Origin of the sequence: Salmonella sp. 2020_1395, from assembly GCF_043848115.1 — a bacterium.
Lineage (GTDB): Bacteria > Pseudomonadota > Gammaproteobacteria > Enterobacterales > Enterobacteriaceae > Salmonella > Salmonella enterica.
This window is the reverse complement of the sequence record NZ_JBCMFH010000011.1, coordinates 78,421-96,010: the sequence shown is the minus strand read 5'-3', so window position 1 is coordinate 96,010 and position 17,590 is coordinate 78,421. Positions and strand designations below refer to the sequence as shown.

16 protein-coding genes are annotated in these 17,590 nt (G+C 54.7%); 14 read left to right on the top strand and 2 right to left on the bottom strand.

Annotated features, from left to right (window positions below; all coding sequences use genetic code 11):
• Nucleotides 1–63: 63 nt before the first annotated feature.
• From ybgI to nei, 5 genes are all read left to right on the top strand, one after another.
• The gene (ybgI, locus tag ACH0WD_RS17580; protein ID WP_000798849.1) at nt 64–807 is read left to right on the top strand and encodes a radiation resistance protein YbgI; all 744 of its coding nucleotides are present in this window, start codon (nt 64–66) and stop codon (nt 805–807) included.
• A 15-nt stretch (nt 808–822) separates the two neighbouring features.
• A complete protein-coding gene (gene pxpB / locus ACH0WD_RS17575) occupies nt 823–1,479 on the top strand; it encodes a 5-oxoprolinase subunit PxpB (protein WP_001188371.1) in 657 nt (218 codons plus the stop codon).
• On the top strand, nt 1,473–2,405 hold the full coding sequence (gene pxpC, locus ACH0WD_RS17570; RefSeq protein WP_000932044.1) for a 5-oxoprolinase subunit PxpC: 933 nt from the start codon (nt 1,473–1,475) through the stop codon (nt 2,403–2,405). The genes pxpB and pxpC overlap by 7 nt, the downstream gene beginning before the upstream one ends.
• Nucleotides 2,395–3,129 carry a 5-oxoprolinase subunit PxpA gene (pxpA, locus tag ACH0WD_RS17565; RefSeq protein WP_001017911.1) on the top strand — a complete coding sequence of 245 codons (735 nt, stop codon included), beginning with the start codon at nt 2,395–2,397 and terminating at the stop codon, nt 3,127–3,129. The genes pxpC and pxpA overlap by 11 nt, the downstream gene beginning before the upstream one ends.
• A gap of 121 nt (nt 3,130–3,250) precedes the next feature.
• Nucleotides 3,251–4,042, top strand: coding sequence for an endonuclease VIII (gene nei / locus ACH0WD_RS17560; protein ID WP_001113960.1), 792 nt, complete (start codon nt 3,251–3,253; stop codon nt 4,040–4,042).
• A gap of 54 nt (nt 4,043–4,096) precedes the next feature.
• Here nei and ACH0WD_RS17555 read toward each other — a convergent pair whose 3' ends face one another.
• Nucleotides 4,097–5,143, bottom strand: a complete 1,047-nt coding sequence (locus ACH0WD_RS17555) for an AbrB family transcriptional regulator (protein ID WP_001122056.1) — start codon at nt 5,141–5,143, stop codon at nt 4,097–4,099.
• 136 nt (nt 5,144–5,279) lie between these two features.
• Nucleotides 5,280–6,563 carry a citrate synthase gene (locus tag ACH0WD_RS17550; RefSeq protein WP_000785811.1) on the bottom strand — a complete coding sequence of 428 codons (1,284 nt, stop codon included), beginning with the start codon at nt 6,561–6,563 and terminating at the stop codon, nt 5,280–5,282.
• Between the two features lie 100 nt (nt 6,564–6,663).
• Between ACH0WD_RS17550 and ACH0WD_RS17545 the strand changes: the two genes are divergently transcribed.
• The 9 genes from ACH0WD_RS17545 to sucD all read left to right on the top strand — a co-directional run bounded on the left by ACH0WD_RS17545 (nt 6,664) and on the right by sucD (nt 17,272).
• Nucleotides 6,664–6,909 (top strand): hypothetical protein, encoded by a 246-nt coding sequence (locus ACH0WD_RS17545; RefSeq protein ID WP_001539488.1) that lies wholly within the window; start codon nt 6,664–6,666, stop codon nt 6,907–6,909.
• A 393-nt stretch (nt 6,910–7,302) separates the two neighbouring features.
• Nucleotides 7,303–7,707, top strand: coding sequence for a succinate dehydrogenase cytochrome b556 subunit (sdhC, locus tag ACH0WD_RS17540; RefSeq protein ID WP_000263340.1), 405 nt, complete (start codon nt 7,303–7,305; stop codon nt 7,705–7,707).
• The gene (gene sdhD, locus ACH0WD_RS17535) at nt 7,701–8,048 is read left to right on the top strand and encodes a succinate dehydrogenase membrane anchor subunit (RefSeq protein WP_000254356.1); all 348 of its coding nucleotides are present in this window, start codon (nt 7,701–7,703) and stop codon (nt 8,046–8,048) included. The genes sdhC and sdhD overlap by 7 nt, the downstream gene beginning before the upstream one ends.
• Nucleotides 8,048–9,814, top strand: coding sequence for a succinate dehydrogenase flavoprotein subunit (gene sdhA, locus ACH0WD_RS17530; RefSeq protein ID WP_000775561.1), 1,767 nt, complete (start codon nt 8,048–8,050; stop codon nt 9,812–9,814). The genes sdhD and sdhA overlap by 1 nt, the downstream gene beginning before the upstream one ends.
• Nucleotides 9,815–9,830: 16 nt before the next feature.
• Nucleotides 9,831–10,547, top strand: coding sequence for a succinate dehydrogenase iron-sulfur subunit SdhB (gene sdhB, locus ACH0WD_RS17525; RefSeq protein WP_001537859.1), 717 nt, complete (start codon nt 9,831–9,833; stop codon nt 10,545–10,547).
• Between the two features lie 523 nt (nt 10,548–11,070).
• Entirely contained in the window at nt 11,071–13,872 is a 2,802-nt protein-coding gene (gene sucA / locus ACH0WD_RS17520) for a 2-oxoglutarate dehydrogenase E1 component (protein WP_001181500.1), read from the top strand.
• A gap of 14 nt (nt 13,873–13,886) precedes the next feature.
• Nucleotides 13,887–15,095: a 2-oxoglutarate dehydrogenase complex dihydrolipoyllysine-residue succinyltransferase gene (odhB, locus tag ACH0WD_RS17515; RefSeq protein ID WP_000099858.1), complete on the top strand. Its 1,209-nt coding sequence runs from the start codon at nt 13,887–13,889 to the stop codon at nt 15,093–15,095.
• A gap of 141 nt (nt 15,096–15,236) precedes the next feature.
• Nucleotides 15,237–16,403, top strand: a complete 1,167-nt coding sequence (sucC, locus tag ACH0WD_RS17510) for an ADP-forming succinate--CoA ligase subunit beta (protein WP_001048590.1) — start codon at nt 15,237–15,239, stop codon at nt 16,401–16,403.
• Nucleotides 16,403–17,272, top strand: a complete 870-nt coding sequence (sucD, locus tag ACH0WD_RS17505; RefSeq protein WP_000114631.1) for a succinate--CoA ligase subunit alpha — start codon at nt 16,403–16,405, stop codon at nt 17,270–17,272. Before sucC ends, sucD begins: the two co-directional genes overlap by 1 nt.
• Nucleotides 17,273–17,590 lie beyond the last annotated feature (318 nt).

Sequence of the window (17,590 nt, the reverse complement as noted above, 5' to 3'; positions counted from 1 at the left end):
GGCTATGTTAACGGAGGCTGAACCCGTAACGGGAAAGTAGAACGTGGGTTAAAGGGAGCGATGATGAAAAACACCGAGCTGGAACAACTGATTAACGACAAGCTGAACAGTGCGGCAATAAGCGATTATGCGCCGAATGGTTTACAGGTCGAAGGAAAAGAGACGGTACAGAAAATCGTTACCGGCGTGACCGCAAGTCAGGCGCTGCTCGATGAGGCGGTGCGTTTGCAGGCCGATGCGGTCATTGTTCATCATGGTTACTTCTGGAAAGGCGAGTCTCCGGTTATTCGCGGCATGAAACGCCGTCGCTTAAAAACGTTACTGGCAAATGATATTAACCTTTACGGTTGGCATCTGCCGCTGGATGCGCACCCTGAGCTGGGCAACAATGCGCAGTTGGCGACGCTATTGGGCATTACCGTGAAAGGAGAAATTGAGCCGCTGGTGCCGTGGGGAGAGCTCTCAATGCCGGTGCCGGGGCTGGAACTGGCCTCATGGATTGAAGCGCGTCTGGGGCGTAAACCGCTATGGTGCGGCGATACCGGGCCAGAGAATGTGCAGCGTGTCGCCTGGTGTACCGGCGGCGGGCAAAGTTTTATTGATAGCGCCGCCCGCTTCGGCGTGGATGCTTTTATTACCGGCGAGGTGTCTGAACAGACCATTCATTCCGCGCGCGAACAGGGGCTGCATTTTTATGCCGCCGGGCACCATGCCACTGAACGCGGCGGTATTCGCGCCCTGAGCGAATGGTTGAACGAAAACACGGCGTTGGATGTGACGTTTATTGATATCCCTAACCCGGCATAACTGAGAGGTAATAAAGTGCAGCGAGCGCGTTGTTATCTGTTAGGCGAAACGGCAGTCGTCCTGGAACTTGAACCGCCGATTACGCTGGCGAGCCAGAAACGCATCTGGCGTCTGACGCAGCGTCTGGTTGATATGCCGAACGTGGTGGAAGCCATTCCCGGGATGAACAATATCACCGTGATCTTGCGGGAACCGCAAACCCTGGCGCTGGATGCGATTGAGCGTCTGCAGCGCTGGTGGGAAGAGAGCGAGGCGCTGGAGCCGGACTCGCGTTCGGTTGAGATCCCGGTGATCTATGGCGGCGCAGGCGGGCCGGATCTGGCGGCGGTGGCACGGCACAGCGGTTTGAGTGAAAAGCAGGTCGTGGAGCTACATGCCTCCGTTGAGTATGTCGTCTGGTTTTTAGGCTTTCAGCCTGGCTTTCCCTATCTTGGGAATTTACCAGAACCGCTCCATATGCCCAGACGTGCGGAGCCGCGCCTGCAGGTTCCGGCCGGTTCTGTCGGCATCGGCGGCGCGCAGACGGGTATTTATCCATTATCCACGCCGGGCGGCTGGCAGCTGATCGGCCTCACGCCGTTGAAGTTATTCGATCCGATGCGGGAGCCTCCGGTTCTGCTACGCCCTGGCGATAGCGTACGCTTTGTGCCGCAAAAGGAGGGAATATGCTGAATATTATTCGCGCGGGGATTTATACCTCCGTGCAGGATAGCGGGCGTCACGGCTTTCGTCAGTCGGGGCTGAGTCACTGCGGTGCGCTGGATAAACCCGCCTTTCAGACCGCTAATCTCCTGGTCGGGAACGATGCGAATGCCCCGGCGCTGGAAATCACTCTCGGTCAACTGGTTGTCGAATTTGAAAATGAGACCTGGTTCGCTCTTACCGGCGCAGGCTGCGAAGCGCAGTTGGATGATCAACCGGTCTGGACAGGCTGGCGATTGCCGGTAAAAGCGGGTCAACGTCTTACGCTGCATCGACCGCTTCACGGGATGCGTAGCTATCTGGCGGTGGCTGGCGGTATTGCTGTGCCGGAGGTGATGGGATCGTGTAGTACCGATCTGAAGTCCGGTATCGGTGGGCTGGAAGGACGGCTGCTAAAAGATGGCGATCGGTTGGCGACGGGTAAACCATCGCGACAGTTTAGCGGGCCGCAGGGCGTGAAGCAGTTACTGTGGGGGAATCGCATCCGTGCGCTGCCGGGGCCGGAATACCGTGAGTTCGATCGCGCCTCGCAAGAAGCGTTCTGGCGTTCGCCGTGGCAGCTCAGTCCGCAAAGTAATCGCATGGGCTATCGTTTGCAGGGACAATCGTTAACGCGGACAACGGATCGCGAACTGCTGTCGCACGGTTTGCTGCCCGGTGTCGTACAGGTGCCTTACAACGGTCAACCTATTGTGCTAATGAATGATGCCCAGACAACTGGCGGCTATCCGCGCATTGCCTGCATCATCGAGGCAGATATGTACCATCTGGCGCAGATCCCGCTAGGACAACCGATCCATTTTGTGCAATGTTCGCTGGAGGAGGCGCTCAACGCGCGCCGCGAGCGTCAGCGCTATCTGGAGCAGCTTACCTGGCGACTTCAGCATGAACATTGATTTAAATGCGGATTTGGGCGAAGGTTGCGCCAGCGACAGCGAATTATTAACGCTGGTCTCCTCCGCCAATATCGCCTGTGGTTTTCACGCCGGTGATGCGCAAACCATGCTGACCTGCGTGCGCGAGGCGCTGAAAAACGGCGTGGCGATCGGCGCGCATCCCAGCTTTCCGGATCGGGATAATTTTGGGCGGACGGCGATGGTTTTGCCGCCGGAAACGGTATACGCCCAGACGCTGTACCAAATCGGCGCGCTGGGGGCGATTGTCCAGGCGCAAGGCGGCGTGATGCGCCATGTCAAACCGCACGGTATGCTCTATAACCAGGCGGCGAAAGATCCTCATCTGGCACAGGCGATTGCGAAAGCGGTACACGACTATGATCCGTCACTGATACTGGTTGGACTGGCGGGAAGTGAGCTGATCCGGGCCGGTGAGCGCCATCGCCTGGTGACGCGGCAGGAGGTGTTTGCCGATCGCGGCTATCAGGCCGACGGTAGCCTGGTGCCGCGCACGCAACCTGGCGCGCTGATTCACGACGAAGAGCAGGCGCTGGCGCAAACGCTGGATATGGTACAAGCCGGGAGAGTGAAAAGCGTTACTGGCGTGTGGACGACTGTCACGGCGCAAACGGTGTGCATTCATGGCGACGGCGAGTATGCGCTTGCATTCGCTCGCAGGTTACGCGCCGCGTTCAATGCGCGTAATATACACGTTATAGCCTGAGAGCCAGACGATTGAAGCTATTATATTACGGCTGTGGATGTTCATTATGGCGTTCGATGTGCATTCAAGATAGTCAGAGGCGGTGTAGTCCATTAATCAACTGTTAACAAAGGATATTATCATGCCTGAAGGCCCGGAAATTCGTCGTGCGGCGGATAACCTGGAGGCGGCAATCAAAGGCAAACCCTTAACCGATGTCTGGTTTGCCTTTGCACAGTTAAAACCGTATGAATCGCAACTTACCGGTCAAATTGTTACCCGGATAGAGACGCGGGGAAAAGCGTTATTGACCCACTTTTCAAATGGCCTGACGCTCTACAGCCACAACCAACTCTATGGCGTATGGCGGGTGATCGACACTGGTGAAATACCGAAGACTACGCGTATATTGCGCGTCAGGCTACAAACGGCGGATAAAACTATACTGCTTTATAGCGCGTCTGATATCGAAATGCTGACAGCAGAGCAGCTCACGACGCACCCCTTTTTACAGCGAGTCGGTCCGGATGTGCTGGACGCGCGTCTCACTCCGGAAGAGGTTAAAGCTCGATTGCTGTCGCCGCGTTTTCGCAACCGACAATTTTCCGGACTGTTGCTGGATCAGGCCTTTCTGGCGGGATTGGGGAATTATCTGCGCGTTGAAATCCTCTGGCAGGTAGGGTTAACCGGACAGCATAAAGCGAAAGATCTCAACGAGGCGCAACTGAATGCGCTTTCTCACGCGCTGTTGGATATTCCGCGCCTGTCCTACACGACTCGCGGTCAGGCGGATGAGAACAAGCATCATGGCGCACTGTTTCGCTTTAAGGTTTTCCACCGTGACGGCGAAGCGTGCGAGCGGTGCGGCGGCATTATTGAAAAGACAACACTGTCCTCACGCCCGTTTTACTGGTGCCCGCATTGCCAGAAATAGCCGGAACCGCCATCGGCGAGCGGCTATTGCCTGATGGCGCGACGCTTATCAGTCCTACAAAGGTTGTCTGGGCGCATAGGTTGATATAAAACGGGCCACTGCTGGCCCAGTTAACAGAATGCTGAACAGCCGTAGGGTTTGCATTGCCATGATGAGCGCCATATCGGCACTGCTTCCTGCCGCGATCGCGGCAACCGTATCCAGACCACCGGGACTGGTGGCGAGATAAGCCGTCATAAAATCAATCTGCATGTAGTAAGCCATTCCCCACGCCATCGCGGCGCAAATCGCCATCAGCGCGAAAATTGACAATAAGATTTGCGGCAATGGCCGCAGCGCCATAAAAAACACCTGTCTGTCAAAACCCAGCCCAATACGCCAGCCTATCGCCATATACGCCACGGCCAGCAGCCATTCGGGTAATTCAATCTCAATGATGCCTTGCGAATGGAGAAGCGCGCCTGCCAACATGGGGAGCAGCATCGTGCCGGAAGGGATACGCATCAGGCGACCGGCAATGCCCGCCACGATCGCTAATAGCAGTGTCGTCAATAAATTACCGCTAAGCGGCGGAAACCAGATCACCTGTTGGCTGACCGCTGCCGCGCTGTCGCCGAGTATCAGGCGTGTCACCAGCACCGCCGCGCCAGCCACAAACAGTACCCGCAGATACTGCATAAACGCCACCAGGCGGATATCCGCCCCGTAATCTTGCGCCATCGCTACCATTGCCGCCGCGCCGCCCGGCGAAGACCCCCATGCGCCAGTGTTGCCGGGCAGCGAGCTGTAACGTACCAGCAGCCAGCCGACTACCGCGCTGGAAAGCAGCGTCACCAGCAACACTAAAAGCACGACCGGCCAGTAGAGGGCGAGGGTGGTCAATATCGAACCGGTTAGATTTTGGGCGATCATACAGCCGAGAATCGCCTGCGCGGCGAGAAAAATACCGCGCGGAAGTTGTAGCGTACTACCTCGCAAACTCAACACGATACCCGCAATCATTGGACCGAGCAGCATTGCCGCCGGAAGGTGCAGATAGAGAAAAATAAGGGAAATGAGCAGCGATAACAGGAACAACAAAAACCACTGCAGAATCGGCATTCCATGCTCCCTGAATGATATTTAGCGAAACCTTAATTAATCATAGAGAGTAACGGGGTAAGAATAAAATAATGAGGATAAGAAAAAAGGGAAAATGTATCGGATGGCGAGGGTTGCGTCGCCATCCGGTTGTCAATTAACGCTTCAGCGCCGATTTAAAATCGCGTTTATCGTAGCCGGTATACAGCTGACGAGGACGGGCGATTTTCATGCCGTCAGTGTGCATTTCATTCCAGTGTGCAATCCAGCCAACGGTACGCGCCATGGCGAAGATCACGGTGAACATGGAGGACGGAATGCCCATCGCTTTCAGAATGATGCCGGAGTAGAAGTCTACGTTCGGGTACAGTTTCTTCTCGATGAAGTACGGGTCGTTGAGCGCAATGTGCTCAAGCTCCATCGCCACTTCCAGCAGATCGTCTTTGGTGCCCAGCTCTTTCAGCACTTCGTGGCAGGTTTCACGCATCACGGTGGCGCGCGGATCGTAGTTTTTGTAAACACGGTGACCGAAGCCCATCAGGCGGAAAGAATCATTCTTGTCTTTCGCACGGCGAACAAATTCCGGAATGTGTTTAACAGAGCTGATTTCTTCCAGCATTTTCAGCGCGGCTTCGTTGGCGCCGCCGTGCGCGGGTCCCCACAGGGAGGCGATCCCGGCGGCAATGCAGGCGAACGGGTTGGCGCCGCTTGAACCTGCGGTACGTACCGTTGACGTAGAGGCGTTCTGCTCATGGTCAGCGTGCAGGATCAGAATACGGTCCATCGCGCGCTCTAGTACCGGATTCACTTCATAGGTTTCACACGGCGTGGAGAACATCATGTTCAGGAAGTTACCGGCGTAGGAAAGGTCGTTGCGCGGATAAACAAACGGCTGACCGATGGAATATTTGTAACACATCGCCGCCATGGTCGGCATTTTGGACAGCAGGCGGAACGCCGCGATTTCACGGTGGCGCGGATTGTTCACATCCAGCGAGTCGTGGTAGAACGCCGCCAGCGCGCCAGTAATCCCGCACATTACCGCCATCGGATGTGAGTCGCGACGGAAAGCATGGAACAGGCGAGTGATTTGCTCATGGATCATCGTATGGCGGGTGACTGTCGTTCTGAACTCGTCATACTCTTCCTGCGTCGGTTTTTCGCCGTACAGCAGGATGTAACAGACTTCCAGATAGTTGGAATCGGTAGCAAGCTGGTCAATCGGGAAACCGCGATGCAACAAAATGCCTTCGTCGCCGTCGATGAAGGTGATTTTAGATTCGCAGGATGCGGTAGAGGTGAAACCAGGGTCAAAAGTAAAAACTCCTTTTGAACCGAGACTACGAATATCAATAACATCTTGACCGAGTGTACCTTTTAGCACATCCAGTTCAATAGCAGTATCACCAGTAAGGGTGATTTTTGCCTTTGTATCAGCCATTTACGGTCTCCTTAGCGCCTTATTGCTTAAGACTGCCGGAACTCAGACTTGCCTTCTACACGTCATCTTCCTCGTCGTTAGTGCAGGGAAGATTCTGTGTATGCATCAATCAACCGTTACCAGTTTGTTATTTGGCTCGCCGCTCTGTGAAAGAGGGGATGACCTGGGTACAGAGCAATGGGCGCTTGCAGGTAACGGCTTGATTAATTTCGAATTAGCAGCAAATCAGGAACGTAGCAATCCGAGTAATGTAACCTGTCTATCACTAATAACTGTCCTGAAAGAATGGGTCAATATCATTGTACTGTTGCATAACTTATTAACAGGTGAAAGAGTGACCCCATAACTTTTACGCATTATATGCTTTTTCTGGTGTTGTTTGTAACAATTTTGTTTAATGTTTGTCAAATCAGATGATTGAAAATTAAAAAAATGTTGTTATCGTGACCTGTGTCACTGTTCAGGATAAAACCTGACAAACTATATGTAGGTTAATTGTAATGATTTTGTGAACGCCCTATACTGCCGCCAGGTCTCCGGAATACCCTGCAATCCCGAGCCACCCAGCGTTGTAACGTGTCGTTTTAGCTACTGGAAGCAGTGTTTTACATGACGCGCAGTTATAGAAAGGACGCTGTCTGACCCGCACGCAGACCGGAGGAAGGAAATCCCGTCGTCTTTCTGGCTACAGGTAGATTCACCTCTGTAACCGAAGTCTTAAGGGAATAATAAGAACAGCATGTGGGCGTTATTCATGATAAGAAATGTGAAAAAACAAAGACCTGTCAATCTGGATCTACAAACGATTCGGTTCCCCATCACAGCGATAGCGTCCATTCTCCATCGCGTATCCGGTGTGATTACTTTCATCGCCGTCGGCATACTACTGTGGCTACTGGGCACCAGCCTCTCTTCTCCGGAAGGATTCCAGCAGGCCGCCGACATCATGGACGGCTTCATCGTTAAATTTATCATGTGGGGCATCCTTACCGCGCTGGCGTATCACGTCATCGTGGGAATTCGTCACATGTTAATGGATTTTGGCTATCTGGAAGAAACATTCGAAGCGGGTCAACGCTCTGCCAAAATCTCTTTTGTTATCACTGTCGTGCTTTCACTTCTCGCAGGAGTCCTCGTATGGTAAGCAACGCCTCCGCATTAGGACGCAATGGCGTACATGACTTCATCCTGGTCCGTGCTACCGCTATCGTTCTGACGTTATACATCATCTACATGGTGGGTTTTTTCGCCACGAGCGGCGAACTGACCTTTGAAGCCTGGACCGGTTTCTTCTCATCGGCCTTCACCAAAGTCTTCACCCTGCTGGCGCTTTTTTCCATCTTGATTCATGCCTGGATCGGCATGTGGCAGGTGTTAACCGACTACGTTAAACCACTGGCAGTGCGTCTGATACTGCAACTCGTTATTGTTGTTGCGCTGGTGGTTTACGTCATCTATGGATTTGTTGTGGTGTGGGGTGTGTAATGAAACTGCCAGTCAGAGAATTTGATGCTGTTGTGATTGGTGCCGGTGGCGCAGGTATGCGCGCGGCGCTGCAAATTTCCCAGAGCGGCCAAACCTGTGCGCTGCTCTCGAAAGTCTTCCCGACCCGTTCCCATACCGTTTCCGCGCAGGGCGGTATTACCGTGGCGCTCGGCAATACCCATGAAGATAACTGGGAATGGCACATGTACGATACCGTAAAAGGGTCGGACTACATTGGTGACCAGGATGCCATCGAGTATATGTGTAAGACCGGACCGGAAGCGATTCTGGAACTGGAGCACATGGGGCTACCGTTCTCCCGTCTTGATGATGGACGTATCTATCAGCGCCCGTTCGGCGGCCAGTCGAAAAACTTTGGCGGCGAGCAGGCGGCACGTACCGCGGCGGCGGCTGACCGTACCGGTCACGCCTTGCTGCACACGCTGTATCAACAGAATTTGAAAAACCACACCACGATTTTCTCCGAATGGTATGCGCTGGATCTGGTGAAAAACCAGGATGGCGCGGTGGTGGGGTGTACCGCACTGTGCATCGAAACCGGTGAAGTGGTGTACTTCAAAGCCCGCGCGACGGTGCTGGCGACCGGCGGCGCAGGCCGTATCTACCAGTCCACCACCAACGCTCACATCAACACCGGTGATGGTGTCGGTATGGCGCTGCGTGCCGGTGTCCCGGTGCAGGACATGGAAATGTGGCAGTTCCACCCGACCGGCATCGCCGGGGCGGGCGTGCTGGTGACAGAAGGCTGCCGCGGCGAAGGCGGTTACCTGCTGAACAAACACGGCGAGCGCTTTATGGAGCGTTATGCGCCGAACGCCAAAGACCTGGCGGGTCGTGACGTGGTGGCGCGTTCCATCATGATCGAAATCCGTGAAGGCCGCGGCTGCGATGGTCCGTGGGGGCCGCACGCTAAACTGAAACTGGATCACCTGGGTAAAGAGGTGCTGGAATCTCGCCTGCCGGGTATCCTGGAGCTGTCCCGCACTTTCGCTCACGTTGACCCGGTGAAAGAGCCGATTCCGGTTATCCCGACCTGCCACTACATGATGGGCGGTATTCCGACTAAAGTGACCGGTCAGGCGCTGACCGTGAACGAGCAGGGCGAAGACGTGGTCATTCCGGGGCTGTTTGCGGTAGGCGAAATCGCCTGTGTATCGGTTCACGGCGCCAACCGTCTGGGCGGTAACTCACTGCTGGATCTGGTGGTCTTTGGCCGCGCGGCGGGGCTGCATTTACAGGAATCCATCGCCGAGCAGGGCGTGCTGCGCGACGCCAGCGAGTCTGACGTTGAAGGTTCTCTGGAGCGCCTGAATCGCTGGAACAATAACCGCAATGGTGAAGATCCGGTGGCTATCCGCAAAGCGTTGCAGGAGTGTATGCAGCATAACTTCTCCGTATTCCGTGAAGGTGACGCGATGGCGAAAGGGCTTGAGCAGTTGAAAGTGATCCGCGAGCGTCTGAAAAACGCCCGTCTGGATGACACGTCCAGCGAGTTTAATACCCAGCGTGTTGAGTGTCTGGAGCTGGATAACCTGATGGAAACCGCCTACGCCACTGCCGTATCAGCCAACTTCCGAACGGAAAGCCGCGGCGCGCATAGCCGCTTCGATTTCCCGGAGCGTGATGATGCCAACTGGTTGTGTCATACCCTGTATCAGCCGCAAACGGAATCCATGACGCGCCGAAGCGTCAATATGGAGCCGAAACTGCGTCCGGCGTTCCCGCCGAAGATTCGTACTTATTAATTGCGGAGACAGGATGATGAAACTCGAATTTTCGATTTATCGTTATAACCCGGATGTCGATAACGCTCCGCGTATGCAGGATTACACCCTGGAAGGCGAAGAAGGGCGCGACATGATGCTGCTGGATGCGTTAATCCAGCTTAAAGAAAAAGATCCCAGCCTTTCTTTCCGCCGTTCCTGCCGCGAAGGCGTGTGTGGTTCTGATGGTTTGAATATGAACGGTAAGAATGGTCTGGCCTGTATTACCCCTATTTCGGCGCTGACTCAGCCGGGTAAGAAGATTGTGATTCGCCCGCTGCCCGGTTTGCCGGTGATCCGCGATTTGGTGGTAGACATGGGGCAATTCTACGCACAATATGAGAAGATTAAGCCTTACTTATTGAATAATGGGCAAAATCCACCGGCTCGTGAGCATCTGCAGATGCCGGAGCAGCGTGAAAAACTCGATGGGCTGTATGAATGTATTCTTTGCGCCTGTTGCTCAACATCCTGTCCGTCATTCTGGTGGAACCCGGATAAGTTTATCGGTCCGGCGGGTCTGCTCGCGGCGTATCGATTCCTGATCGATAGTCGTGATACCGAGACCGATAGTCGTCTGGAAGGGATGAGCGATGCATTCAGCGTATTCCGCTGTCACAGCATTATGAACTGCGTCAGTGTATGTCCTAAGGGACTAAACCCGACGCGCGCTATCGGCCATATTAAGTCGATGCTGTTGCAGCGTAGCGCATAAGTAGTTGTAGTGGTTGCCGGATGGCGACGTACCGTCTTATCCGGCCTACAGGCGCAATCCCGTAGGCCTGATAAGCGCAGCGCCATCGGGCAATAGAAGTGCAGGAAACCTCTAAAAACTGCCATATGATTAGTAATAATCGAGATGTTCAGAGCGAGACAAGGCGCGGTCTGAACGAATCTTCGGGAGCATAGTTAACTATGTGACCGGAGTGAGCGAAGGCCGCAACGCAGTCGTAGCCTGAACAGCGAAGATTATTAGACAGTTTTTAAAGGTTCCTTAGCGGACGCAGATGACACGACAGTCCGCAACAAGTGAACCCCGGCACGCATACAGCGTATGCGTGGTTAGTATCCACGGCGAAATACTCGTCATAGTTCACGTTGCATGTGCGTTGGCTGCACTTGCTCACCCCGGTCACTTACTGGATGTAAGCTCCCAGGGATTCGCAAGCTTGCCGCCTTCCTGAAACGTGACCTATTTAGAGTATTAAATAAGCAGAAAAGATGCTTAAGGGATCACGATGCAGAACAGCGCTTTGAAAGCCTGGTTGGACTCTTCTTACCTCTCTGGTTCGAATCAGAGCTGGATAGAACAGCTCTATGAAGACTTCTTAACCGATCCTGACTCGGTAGACGCTAACTGGCGTTTGACGTTCCAGCAGTTACCTGGTACCGGAGTCAAACCGGATCAACTCCATTCAAAAACACGTGAATATTTCCGGCGGCAGGCGTTGGCTGGCTCACGTCACTCTTCTACGATTTCCGACCCTGACACCAATGTGAAGCAGGTTAAAGTCCTGCAGCTTATCAACGCTTATCGTTTCCGTGGCCATCAGCATGCAAACCTCGATCCGCTGGGACTGTGGAAGCAAGAACGCGTGGCGGATCTGGACCCTTCTTTCCATGATTTGACCGAGGCCGATTTCCAGGAAACCTTCAATGTCGGCTCCTTTGCCAGCGGCAAAGAGACGATGAAGCTGGGCGAGCTGCTCGACGCGCTCAAACAGACCTACTGCGGCCCGATTGGCGCTGAGTATATGCACATCACCAGCACCGAAGAGAAACGCTGGATCCAACAGCGCATCGAATCCGGTCGTGCGGCCTTTAGCGCTGACGAGAAAAAACGTTTCCTGAACGAACTGACCGCCGCTGAAGGGCTGGAACGTTATCTGGGCGCCAAATTCCCGGGTGCGAAACGTTTCTCGCTCGAGGGGGGAGATGCGCTGATACCCATGCTGAAAGAGATGGTTCGCCATGCGGGTAACAGCGGCACTCGCGAAGTGGTGCTGGGGATGGCGCACCGCGGTCGCCTGAACGTGCTGATCAACGTACTGGGTAAAAAACCGCAGGATCTGTTCGACGAATTTGCCGGTAAGCATAAAGAACATCTGGGTACCGGCGACGTGAAGTATCACATGGGCTTCTCGTCAGATATCGAAACCGAAGGCGGTCTGGTTCACCTGGCGCTGGCGTTTAACCCATCGCATCTGGAAATTGTGAGCCCGGTGGTGATGGGCTCCGTGCGCGCCCGTCTGGACAGACTGGACGAACCGAGCAGCAACAAAGTGTTGCCGATTACTATTCACGGCGACGCCGCGGTGACCGGCCAGGGCGTGGTTCAGGAAACCCTGAACATGTCGAAAGCGCGCGGTTACGAAGTGGGCGGTACGGTACGTATCGTTATCAACAACCAGGTGGGCTTCACCACCTCTAACCCACTGGATGCGCGTTCAACGCCTTACTGCACCGATATCGGTAAAATGGTCCAGGCGCCGATTTTCCACGTCAATGCGGACGATCCGGAAGCCGTCGCTTTTGTGACCCGTCTGGCGCTGGACTTCCGTAATACCTTTAAACGCGATGTGTTCATCGATCTGGTGTGCTACCGCCGTCACGGCCACAACGAAGCCGACGAGCCAAGCGCAACCCAGCCGCTGATGTACCAGAAAATCAAAAAGCATCCGACGCCGCGTAAAATCTACGCCGACAAACTGGAAGCTGATAAGGTCGCAACGCTGGAAGATGCCACCGAAATGGTCAACCTCTATCGCGATGCGCTGGATGCAGGCGAATGCGTGGTGAAAGAGTGGCGTCCGATGAATATGCACTCGTTCACCTGGTCGCCGTATCTAAACCACGAATGGGATGAAGCATACCCGAACAAGGTAGAAATGAAGCGTCTGCAGGAGCTGGCAAAACGTATCAGCACCGTGCCGGAAGCCATTGAAATGCAGTCTCGCGTGGCGAAAATTTATGGCGACCGTCAGGCAATGGCGGCAGGCGAGAAATTGTTTGACTGGGGCGGCGCGGAAAATCTGGCTTACGCCACGCTGGTCGATGAAGGCATTCCGGTGCGCCTGTCCGGGGAAGACTCCGGTCGCGGCACCTTCTTCCATCGTCATGCGGTGATCCACAACCAGACGAACGGCTCAACGTATACGCCGTTGCAGCATATTCACAGCGGTCAGGGACAGTTTAAAGTCTGGGACTCCGTGCTGTCTGAAGAAGCGGTACTGGCTTTTGAATACGGTTATGCCACGGCGGAACCACGTACCCTGACTATCTGGGAAGCGCAGTTTGGCGATTTTGCCAACGGCGCGCAGGTAGTGATTGACCAGTTCATCTCCTCCGGCGAGCAGAAATGGGGCCGGATGTGCGGTCTGGTGATGCTGTTGCCGCATGGCTATGAAGGGCAGGGCCCGGAGCACTCTTCCGCGCGTCTGGAACGTTATCTGCAACTTTGCGCCGAGCAGAATATGCAGGTTTGCGTGCCGTCCACCCCGGCGCAGGTCTACCATATGCTGCGCCGTCAGGCGCTGCGCGGGATGCGTCGTCCGCTGGTGGTGATGTCGCCGAAATCGCTGCTGCGTCACCCGCTGGCGGTTTCCACGCTTGATGAACTGGCGAACGGTTCCTTCCAGCCGGCCATTGGCGAAATTGACGAGCTGGACCCTAAAGCCGTAAAACGCGTGGTAATGTGTTCTGGTAAGGTTTATTACGACCTGCTGGAACAACGTCGCAAAAACGACCAGAAAGATGTCGCTATCGTGCGCATCGAACAGCTCTATCCGTTCCCGCATAAAGCGGTGCAGGAAGCGCTGCAACCATACGCTCACGTCCATGATTTTGTCTGGTGCCAGGAAGAGCCGCTCAACCAGGGCGCATGGTACTGCAGCCAGCATCATTTCCGTGAAGTGATTCCGTTTGGGGCCGCTCTGCGTTACGCAGGTCGCCCGGCCTCCGCCTCTCCGGCGGTAGGGTATATGTCCGTTCACCAGAAACAGCAACAAGATCTGGTTAATGACGCGCTGAACGTCGATTAAATAAAGGATAAATAATGAGTAGCGTAGATATTCTTGTTCCCGACCTGCCTGAGTCCGTAGCGGACGCGACCGTCGCCACCTGGCATAAAAAACCGGGCGATGCGGTTGTTCGTGACGAAGTGCTGGTAGAAATCGAAACTGACAAAGTGGTACTGGAAGTACCGGCATCAGCGGACGGCATTCTGGATGCGGTTCTGGAAGAGGAGGGGACGACTGTCACCTCTCGCCAGATCCTGGGTCGCCTGCGTGAAGGCAACAGCGCGGGTAAAGAGACCAGCGCGAAATCTGAAGAGAAAGCGTCTACGCCGGCACAGCGCCAGCAGGCTTCGCTGGAAGAACAAAACAACGATGCGCTCAGCCCGGCGATCCGTCGCCTGCTGGCTGAACACAATCTGGAAGCCAGCGCCATTAAAGGCACTGGTGTGGGTGGGCGTCTGACCCGTGAAGATGTGGAAAAACATCTGGCGAAAGGCGAGTCTAAAGCACCCGCTGTTGAACCTGCAGCACAACCCGCTCTGGGCGCGCGCGGCGAAAAACGCGTGCCAATGACCCGCCTGCGTAAGCGCGTGGCCGAGCGTCTGCTGGAAGCGAAAAATTCCACCGCCATGCTGACGACCTTCAATGAAGTCAACATGAAGCCGATTATGGATTTGCGTAAGCAGTATGGCGAAGTGTTTGAAAAACGTCATGGTATCCGCCTGGGCTTTATGTCCTTCTACGTGAAAGCGGTAGTGGAAGCGCTGAAGCGTTATCCGGAGGTGAACGCCTCTATCGACGGCGATGACGTGGTGTACCACAACTACTTTGATGTGAGCATGGCGGTGTCTACGCCGCGCGGCCTGGTCACGCCGGTCCTGCGTGACGTGGATACGCTGGGCATGGCTGACATTGAGAAAAAAATTAAAGAACTGGCTGTCAAAGGCCGCGACGGCAAGCTGACCGTAGAGGACCTGACCGGTGGTAACTTTACCATTACCAACGGCGGCGTATTCGGTTCGCTGATGTCTACCCCGATCATCAACCCGCCGCAGAGCGCGATTCTGGGAATGCATGCTATTAAAGACAGGCCGATGGCGGTGGATGGCAAGGTGGAAATCCTGCCGATGATGTACCTGGCGCTCTCTTACGATCATCGCCTGATCGATGGTCGTGAATCCGTGGGCTTCCTGGTCACCATCAAAGAGTTGCTGGAAGATCCGACCCGTCTGCTGTTGGACGTGTAGTCAGCAAGAGCATCACCTGCTACCTGTAGGCCGGATAAGGCGTTCACGCCGCCATCCGGCGATGGTGTAATGCCTGATGGCGCGCAGCTTTCAGGCCTACAGGTCTAAAGATAACGATTACCTGAAGGATGGACAGAACACATGAACTTACATGAATATCAGGCAAAACAACTTTTTGCCCGCTATGGCTTACCGGCGCCGGTGGGTTATGCCTGTACTACTCCGCGTGAAGCCGAAGAAGCCGCGTCTAAAATCGGTGCCGGCCCGTGGGTAGTGAAATGTCAGGTTCACGCTGGCGGCCGCGGCAAAGCGGGCGGTGTGAAGGTAGTAAAAAGCAAAGAAGAGATTCGCGCCTTTGCGGAAAACTGGCTGGGCAAACGTCTGGTGACCTATCAAACAGACGCTAATGGCCAACCGGTAAACCAGATTCTGGTTGAAGCGGCGACCGACATCGGCAAAGAACTGTACCTCGGCGCGGTGGTTGACCGTAGTTCTCGTCGCGTGGTCTTTATGGCATCTACCGAAGGCGGCGTAGAGATCGAAAAAGTCGCGGAGGAAACCCCGCATCTGATCCATAAAGTCGCGCTCGATCCGCTGACCGGCCCGATGCCGTATCAGGGGCGGGAGCTAGCGTTCAAATTGGGTCTGGAAGGTAAACTGGTGCAGCAGTTCACCAAAATCTTTATGGGCCTGGCAACCATTTTCCTTGAGCGCGACCTGGCGCTAATCGAAATTAATCCGCTGGTGATCACTAAGCAGGGCGATCTGATTTGCCTCGACGGCAAGCTGGGCGCTGACGGCAACGCGCTGTTCCGCCAGCCGGATCTGCGTGAAATGCGCGACCAGTCTCAGGAAGACCCGCGTGAAGCGCAGGCGGCGCAGTGGGAACTGAACTACGTCGCGCTGGACGGCAACATTGGTTGCATGGTGAACGGCGCGGGCCTGGCGATGGGCACCATGGACATCGTTAAGCTGCATGGCGGCGAACCGGCTAACTTCCTTGACGTGGGCGGCGGCGCAACCAAAGAGCGCGTCACCGAAGCGTTTAAAATTATCCTCTCGGATGACAACGTGAAAGCGGTTCTGGTTAACATCTTCGGCGGTATCGTCCGTTGTGACCTGATTGCCGACGGTATCATCGGCGCGGTGGAAGAAGTGGGCGTTAACGTTCCGGTGGTGGTGCGTCTGGAAGGCAACAACGCCGAACTCGGCGCGAAGAAACTGGCTGACAGTGGCCTGAATATTATTGCAGCGAAAAGTCTGACGGATGCAGCTCAGCAGGTTGTTGCCGCAGTGGAGGGGAAATAATGTCCGTTTTAATTAATAAAGATACCAAGGTTATCTGCCAGGGCTTCACCGGTAGCCAGGGGACTTTCCACTCCGAACAGGCGATTGCTTACGGTACGCAAATGGTCGGCGGCGTAACGCCGGGCAAAGGCGGCACCACGCATCTGGGTCTGCCGGTGTTCAACACCGTGCGCGAAGCGGTAGAAGCTACCGGTGCGACCGCATCCGTTATCTACGTGCCAGCGCCGTTCTGCAAAGACTCCATTCTGGAAGCGATCGACGCAGGCATCAAACTGATTATCACCATCACCGAAGGTATTCCGACGCTGGATATGCTGACCGTGAAAGTGAAGCTGGACGAAGCGGGCGTACGCATGATCGGCCCGAACTGCCCAGGTGTGATCACCCCGGGCGAATGCAAAATCGGCATCATGCCGGGTCACATTCATAAGCCGGGTAAAGTGGGTATCGTTTCCCGTTCCGGCACGCTGACCTATGAAGCGGTTAAGCAGACCACCGACTACGGTTTCGGCCAGTCCACCTGCGTGGGTATCGGCGGCGACCCGATTCCGGGCTCTAACTTCATCGACATTCTGAAACTGTTCCAGGAAGATCCGCAGACTGAAGCGATCGTGATGATCGGCGAGATCGGCGGTAGCGCAGAAGAAGAAGCGGCGGCTTACATTAAAGACCACGTGACCAAGCCGGTTGTTGGCTATATCGCGGGTGTTACCGCGCCGAAAGGCAAGCGTATGGGCCACGCGGGCGCCATCATTGCCGGTGGTAAAGGCACTGCGGATGAAAAATTCGCCGCGCTGGAAGCCGCGGGCGTGAAAACCGTTCGCAGCCTGGCCGATATCGGCGAAGCGCTGAAAGCAATTATAAAATAAAACTCGCTGTTCCTGCGGGAACAGATAAATGTCCGTTTTCGACATGGTTGGCCACCTTTACGGTGGCCTTTTTTATGGCTTTATTGTTTGTGGCAAAGTACGGGTGAAGCATCCGGGATATAAAATTATTGGCTTTGTAAATATTGAACTATAGGAAAATAATGCCTCATTAAAAAAACATGGTGGAGTCTAAAAATAATTGATAATAACCGTCTGGCAGCGGCAGTAAATTTACTCAGTTTGCCGGTTAACTCTTTTGCAGCAAATACAGATGCTGTCTTAGTGAAATACCTGCCGACCTCACTGGAGACGGATTAT

Bases quoted from the DNA above. Each gene is read 5' to 3' on its own strand.
- ybgI (WP_000798849.1), top strand. From the start codon at position 64: ATGAAAAACACCGAGCTGGAACAACTGATTAACGACAAGCTGAACAGT.
- pxpC (WP_000932044.1), top strand. From the start codon at position 1,473: ATGCTGAATATTATTCGCGCGGGGATTTATACCTCCGTGCAGGATAGC.
- pxpA (WP_001017911.1), top strand. From the start codon at position 2,395: ATGAACATTGATTTAAATGCGGATTTGGGCGAAGGTTGCGCCAGCGAC.
- nei (WP_001113960.1), top strand. From the start codon at position 3,251: ATGCCTGAAGGCCCGGAAATTCGTCGTGCGGCGGATAACCTGGAGGCG.
- ACH0WD_RS17555 (WP_001122056.1), bottom strand. From the start codon at position 5,143: ATGCCGATTCTGCAGTGGTTTTTGTTGTTCCTGTTATCGCTGCTCATT.
- ACH0WD_RS17550 (WP_000785811.1), bottom strand. From the start codon at position 6,563: ATGGCTGATACAAAGGCAAAAATCACCCTTACTGGTGATACTGCTATT.
- ACH0WD_RS17545 (WP_001539488.1), top strand. From the start codon at position 6,664: ATGCATCAATCAACCGTTACCAGTTTGTTATTTGGCTCGCCGCTCTGT.
- sdhC (WP_000263340.1), top strand. From the start codon at position 7,303: ATGTGGGCGTTATTCATGATAAGAAATGTGAAAAAACAAAGACCTGTC.
- sdhD (WP_000254356.1), top strand. From the start codon at position 7,701: ATGGTAAGCAACGCCTCCGCATTAGGACGCAATGGCGTACATGACTTC.
- sdhA (WP_000775561.1), top strand. From the start codon at position 8,048: ATGAAACTGCCAGTCAGAGAATTTGATGCTGTTGTGATTGGTGCCGGT.
- sdhB (WP_001537859.1), top strand. From the start codon at position 9,831: ATGAAACTCGAATTTTCGATTTATCGTTATAACCCGGATGTCGATAAC.
- sucA (WP_001181500.1), top strand. From the start codon at position 11,071: ATGCAGAACAGCGCTTTGAAAGCCTGGTTGGACTCTTCTTACCTCTCT.
- odhB (WP_000099858.1), top strand. From the start codon at position 13,887: ATGAGTAGCGTAGATATTCTTGTTCCCGACCTGCCTGAGTCCGTAGCG.
- sucC (WP_001048590.1), top strand. From the start codon at position 15,237: ATGAACTTACATGAATATCAGGCAAAACAACTTTTTGCCCGCTATGGC.
- sucD (WP_000114631.1), top strand. From the start codon at position 16,403: ATGTCCGTTTTAATTAATAAAGATACCAAGGTTATCTGCCAGGGCTTC.